Here is a 6,037-nt window from a genome sequence, read left to right as displayed (position 1 = left end):
GGGGGAGGGATGCTTAACCGTTCGCGGGTCGGGCAGGGGCGTGGCGTCGGGGGCGTCAGTCCATTCGGGTGGGTGGTCGATGAGCTTGAAGACGCGCTCGGCGGAGGCCATGGCGATGAGGGCCTGGTTGTATTGGTTGGCGATGACCTGGATCGGGGAAAAGAAGAGGTTGGCGACGAAGAAAAAGGTGATGAGGTCGGCGAGTTCGATGTGGCCGCCAAAGGCGCGCCAGCCGCCGAGCATGAGGAGGACGGAAATGAAGAGCTGGCTGTTGAGTTCGAGGATCGGGGTGAGGACGGCGGAGGTGCGGGCAAGGTTGATGTTGTGCGTGGAGTGGTCGTTGAGGAGCTGGCGGAAGAGGCCGGCGTTGGTCTGCTGGCGCACGAAGCCTTGGGTGACACGGATGCCGTTGACGGATTCGACAAGGGTGGCGGTGACGCGGCTGAAGCTTTCCTGCGTGGCGCGCGAGTAGCGGCTGAGGCGGACGCGGAAGCGGCGGTTGAGGGCCCAGAGGATGGGGGCGAGGGCGGCGACAACGAGAAACATTTTCCAGTCCGTCCAGAGCATGACGGCGCCGGCAAAGAGCATCTGGCCGACTTGCACGATGCTGACGAAAAACACGTCCTGGATGCCGGTGCGCACGGCGTCCACGTCGGAGGTCATGCGGCTGTAGAGGCGGCCCGTGCGCTGGAAAAAGCTCATGGGCTGTTTCTGCACGGCGTCGAAGACCTGGCTGCGGAGGCGGTTGACGACGGTCTCACCGAGTTCGAGGGCGTAGCGTTGGCGGAAGTGAAACATGCTTTCGGTGAGCAGGGCGAGGGCGCCGTAGAGGGCGAGGGCGCCGAGCACGGCGGGCCAGTCGTGCCGGGCTATGGGGCCGGCAATGGTGAGGCTCATCAACCAGGTGAGCGCAGGGAGTTGAATGGCGCGGGCGAGGGTGAAAAAGATCAGCCAGTTGCGCTTGGCGGCGACTTGGCTGGTGTAGCCAAACATGCGCCGGATGAGCGACCATTGGAGGGGTTTGAACTGGGGTTCGTCGGCTGGATCGTGGTCGCGGGTGTGGATGGTGAGCAGGCTGCCGGGCGTGGGCGCGGAGGTGGATTCGGGAGCGGGAGAAGATACGCGGGAGCGGAACAGGTTCATGCTGCGCCTCCTGGTTGCGAGTGCACGGAGGGAGAGGGCAGGTTCTCCGTGGATACAAGGGATGCCTCGGGGAAGGGGGGGGCGGTGTCGAGGCGGGCGCCGTCCACAAGTTGCAATGCGGCGACACGGCGGTAGGGGCCGGGTTCGCGGAGGAGTTTTTCGTGGGAACCGCGCTGCACGATGCGTCCGCTTTCGAGCACGATGATTTCGTCGGCGCGGCGCAGGGTGCTGACGCGGTGGGCAACAATAAACGTGGTGCGTCCGGCGATGGCGCTTTGCAGGGCGGTGAAGATTTCGTGTTCGGTGTGGGCGTCGATGGCGGCGGTGGGGTCGTCGAGGAGGAGGATGGCGGGTTCGAGGAGCACGGCGCGGGCGAGGGCGAGGCGCTGGCGCTGGCCGCCGGAGAGGCTGTTGCCGCCTTCGCCGAGGATGGTGTCGTAGCCGTGCGGCAGTTCCATGATGAAGTCGTGCGCGGCGGCGACGCGGGCGGCGCGTTCGATTTGTTCGCGGGTGGCGTTGGGGTGGCCAAAGGCGATGTTGGAGGCAACGGTGTTGGAGAAGAGAAAGCTTTCCTGAAAGACGATGCCGATGCCGCGGCGGAGGTCGTCGAGGTGGATTTTGCGCACGTCGATGCCGTCGATGAAGACGGTGCCGCCCGTCACGTCGAAGAATCGCGGGATGAGGCTCATCAGTGAACTTTTGCCCGAGCCCGTGGCGCCGAGGATGGCGATGCATTTGCCCGGCGTGGCGTGGAGGTTGATGTCACTGAGAATGACGTCGCGGCCAACGTAACTGAAGGCGACACGTTCGAAGCGCACGTCGCCGGTGAGGCGCGGACGGCGGATGGCGTCGGGCGCGTTCTGCACTTCGATGGGCGCGTCGATGATTTCGAACACGCGGCGCGCGCCGATCAGCGATTGTTGCACGCTGTTGACGAGGGTGGCGACTTGGTTGACCTGACCGGAAAATTGTTCGAGCAGTCCGGCAAACACGACGAGGCCGGTGCCGAGCGGGAGTTGGCCTTGGATCACGAGCCATCCGCCGTAACCGAGGAGCGCGAGGATGTTGATGCGCGTGAGAATGCCGACGGCGGGCGAGAAGAGGCTGACGCGAAAAAAGATGCCGAGTTGCTGGTCGTACACTTCGCGGTTGGCGCGCTCGAAGGCTTCGCGGTCCTCCTGTTCGCGTCCGAAGGCTTTGATGACTTGGATGCCTTGGATTGTTTCGGAGTAGCGTTGCACGAGGCGTTCGACGAGGAGGCGGTTGCGTCGGTAACGGGGTTGGATGATGCGCGAGAAGGTGGTGGACATGATCGCCAGCAGGGGCGTGGTGCCGAGGCAGAGCAGGGTGAGGGGGACGCTCAGGTGCGACATGTAGATAATGTACACGGTGAGCGAGACGATCATGATGACGCTTTGGATCATGACTTGATCGACAAACATGCGCACGGCTTGCACGTCGCCGGTGACGCGGGTGATGACGGAGCCGGTGGTGTTGGCGTCGAAGAAGCGGAAGGAGAGGCGCTGGAGTTTTTCGTAAATCTCGGCGCGCAGATCGACGACGAGGCGTTGTTGCACGAGGCGGTTGATGGCGACGGTGTAAACGTAGTTGAGCGAGGAGCGCACGGCGGCGAAGCCGAGGATGGAGCCTGCGATGGCGAGGAGGACGAGAATGGGGCGGGCGTTTTCGGGTTCGGGGAGGGCGGGGATGTAGGTCATCTCGGGCATGGGGACTGCGCGCGTGCCATCCGGTCCGACGGGCGACACGACGTGGCGGATGTAGTCGATGCCCATGCCGGTGAGGGAGAGGCCGCTGAGGCCGAGGGTGAGGAGGACGAGTTGGAGCGAAAGAACCTGGAGGCAGCGGGTGCGGTAGCGCCATGCGAGTCGGAACAACCGGCGGACGAGCACGCCGTTGGAGAGGCGCGCCCCGGTCGTTGTCGGCGTCGGGGATGTTTGCATGAAGACCACCAAGCTAGAACAAGTTCGCGGGCAAGATCACGCTTCGTTTGCAGGTTTTTTGAAGGCGGTCCCTCTGGTGCGTGCCCCTCCTCCCTCTCCCCCCTCCCTCTCTCTGTCAGCGGAGCCAGAGGGGACCGAATTTTTCCGGGTCCTTGCCGCCGTCGATGCCGCCGTAGAGACGGAGGGCGCGGCGTCCTTTTGCTTTTAATCCGGTGTCGGCGTCCATCACGGAGAGGGCGATGCCGATGGCGGCGCCGGGGGGGGGGGGCTTGTCGAGGCCAAGGGTTGGCCAGGGGAAGTGGATTTCATAGGTGGTGAGGTCCCCGTTGCGCGTAATGGATTGTTGGATACGTTGCTCGCTGGTTCCGACGGGGAGGTCGGGGAGGTGGGATATCCAGCGCCAGTTCGCAGGGGTGTCGGCGGGGTTGCCGCTCCAGCCAACGCCGTATTCGAAAACGCGGTGGCCTTTGAGTCCGAAGAGGTCGTTGGCTTCCCAGGTTTTTTCATAGTCGGGGTCGAGTCCGATCTGGATGGAGTCCTGGGTCCAGAGTTGTTCGGGGTTGGTGGTGGCGTGGGTGTTGAGGTGTTCGTCGTCGCGGACAACGATGCGGAGGTGGAGTCCGGCGGGGCTCCAGGCGGATTGGAGGGTGGCGGAGCAATCTTCGGGCGCAATGGGGCCGCCGAAGGGGTCCCAGGTGGAAAAGTCGATGGGCGCGATTTTGTTCCAATCCCAATCGGGATGGGCGGCGGGGGAGGGGAGGCGGTGACTGGCGAGGAGTGTGATGTCGAGTTGGCGGGTGATTTGGTCGCGGCGTCCGGCGTGGCGGCTGTCAATGGTGAGTTGGCCGCGGTGACGTTTGCCGGGGGTGAGGTTGGGAAGGGGAATGTTAATGGGGCGTGTTTCGCCGGGTTGCATGGGCGCGGGGTCGAGGAATTGGTCGCGGGTGTCGTTGAGGGCGACAGCGAGGCGGGTGGTGAGCGGGGTGGTGGTGTGCGAGGTGAGTGTGGTGGTGAGGTGGGGGGAGGGGGCGTCGGCAGGCCATTTGAGCGTGGGAGGTGTGACGGCGAGGGGAGGGATCACATGGATGGGTTGGCCGAGCCAGCCGTTGTTTTCAGTGGCGGGAGCGAGGAGGAGGTAATCGCCGTTGGGCGTGGTGGGCGGAATGGTGAGCGTGATGCGGTCGTGAATGGTAAGGGGCGCGGGTGCGATCCAGTCAGCGGCTTGGGGCAGGGTAACGGGTTCGCCGCCACGCATGACGGAGAGGGGGGCATTCATGCGAATGGCGGGGGGCTGATGGCTGGGAAATTCGAGGAATGTGGGGCTGGGGGAGAGGGCGAGGTGCGTGGCGCTGGGTGCAAGTGGGCGGCCGGTCATGGTGGAGCGGCGGGTGGTTTGGAGTGGGATTTCAATGATGCGTTCGGCCTCGGTGTCCCAAGCGATGGCGATGGAGGGGGCGTTGTTGCGTTCGAAGAGGATCAGGTGGGTGGTGGGTGTGAGGTGGAGATGGGTGCCGAGGCCGCGGATGTTTGCGATCCAGCGGGCGAGGTTGGCGTAGGCGGCGTAGGAGGGTTTGGGGGTGGTGTCGTCGTGAACGATGGAGAATCCGCGTTCGCCGGGGTTGGGCGCGGCCTTGAATTGGAGGCAAAAATACGTCGCGTTCTGGATGCCTTGCGCGGCGAGCAGGGTGAGGGCGCGGGTGAGGTAACGGGCCTGCGTGATTTCATCGACGGGCTTTTGCCAGGTGCCTTTGCCAGTGGTCCAGCCGAACTCGGTGAGATGGATGGGGTAGTCGGGCCGTCCGGTGTCGCGAAGCCAGTTTTGGAGATCGGTGACGCGCTGGATAAACTCACCTTCAGGAGCGGTGCCGTCCACGTAGGCGTGGATGACGATGCCGTCGAGATGATCGAAGAGGCCGAGTTTGTTGGCGGTTTCAAGATCGAGGCGCGCGGGGTCTTTGATGCGAATGGTAGAAAAGCCGGGGCCGAGAACCTTGGTCTGCGGGCGGGCAGTCTTGATGCCGTCGGCGATGGCGGCCAGGGTGAGCACAAGGTCTTCGTTGGTGCCTTTCCACTGCCATTCGGGTTCGTTGAAGATTTCGAAGTGGTCGGGGAAGTGTTCGCCTTGTTGACGGACCCAGGCGGCGACGAGGGTTTTTAGTTTTTCGTAATCGGTGGGACGTGTGAAGGGGGCGCCGTATTTTTTCTTTTTGGCCGGCGGGTCTTGCAGAATCCATTCGGGCAGGCCGAAAGAGATGACGCCGACTTGATCAAAGGGTGTGGGGCGAAAGAGGAGTTTGGCGGGGGGGGGAGGGGAGGGTTGGAGGAGGTCTTCTTTGAGGTCAAAGAGGGCGACCATGCGACGGTTCCAGCGGGCTCCAGCGGCGAGAACGAGGTCGGGGTCGCCTTGAACGGTCCAGAGTCCGAGTCGGGATTGGTGACGGATGGCGTCGTCAAGCAGCGGGCCTACGACGGCGGCTGTCGTGGTGATAGGAGGCAGGGATGGGGTGTCGGGGTTGTGAGTGAGACGGGTCTCGATGGCGTAGTAGCCTTTTTGCGGGAGGGAAATTTCGAGGGAGGGAGGGGGGGGGAGGGGAGAGAGTGTGTGGCGAGGGTGTTTCCGTTTTCGTCGCGGAGGGTGATGGTGCCACCTGTGATTGGTTGGGTGTCGGGGGCGTCGGTCGGGGGAAGTTGGAGTTGGAGGATGCCTTGCGCGTCGGTGAAGATGTTGCCTTTGGCTTGGGAGGTAATGGTGGGTTTGGGCGTCGATGCCGGTGCGTCAATAGGGGTGGCTGCTATCGCAATCGCTGCGAGCGCGGTAAGCACAAGGTTGCGGATTGTGTTTGGGTGCTGATTGGTGTGTCGGCAAGTGGGCGCACAAAGGCGCGAGGCATGATCGTGCATCGTTGAGAAAAATAGTGTGGCCGCCGGGGGGG

3 protein-coding genes and 1 pseudogene are annotated in these 6,037 nt (G+C 63.7%); all 4 read right to left on the bottom strand.

Annotated features, from left to right (window positions below):
* Positions 1–1,143, bottom strand: a 1,143-nt coding sequence (locus OBACDRAFT_RS22445) for an ABC transporter ATP-binding protein (RefSeq protein ID WP_043589174.1), incomplete at its 3' end; no start/stop codon positions are given.
* Positions 1,140–3,104: an ABC transporter ATP-binding protein gene (locus tag OBACDRAFT_RS22440; protein WP_043589173.1), complete on the bottom strand. Its 1,965-nt coding sequence runs from the start codon at positions 3,102–3,104 to the stop codon at positions 1,140–1,142. The genes OBACDRAFT_RS22440 and OBACDRAFT_RS22445, both read right to left, overlap by 4 nt.
* 115 nt (positions 3,105–3,219) lie before the next feature.
* Complete coding sequence (locus OBACDRAFT_RS22435) at positions 3,220–5,460, bottom strand: sugar-binding protein (protein ID WP_043589172.1); 2,241 nt, start codon at positions 5,458–5,460, stop codon at positions 3,220–3,222.
* Between the two features lie 107 nt (positions 5,461–5,567).
* Positions 5,568–6,037 (bottom strand): annotated as a pseudogene (locus OBACDRAFT_RS30280) (hypothetical protein); the annotation flags it as partial.

The sequence above is a fragment of the Geminisphaera colitermitum TAV2 genome (assembly GCF_000171235.2).
In the GTDB taxonomy this organism is placed as follows: Bacteria; Verrucomicrobiota; Verrucomicrobiia; order Opitutales; family Opitutaceae; genus Geminisphaera; species Geminisphaera colitermitum.
Note: the sequence above shows the minus strand (reverse complement) of the source record. Positions and strands in the feature narration are given on the sequence as shown.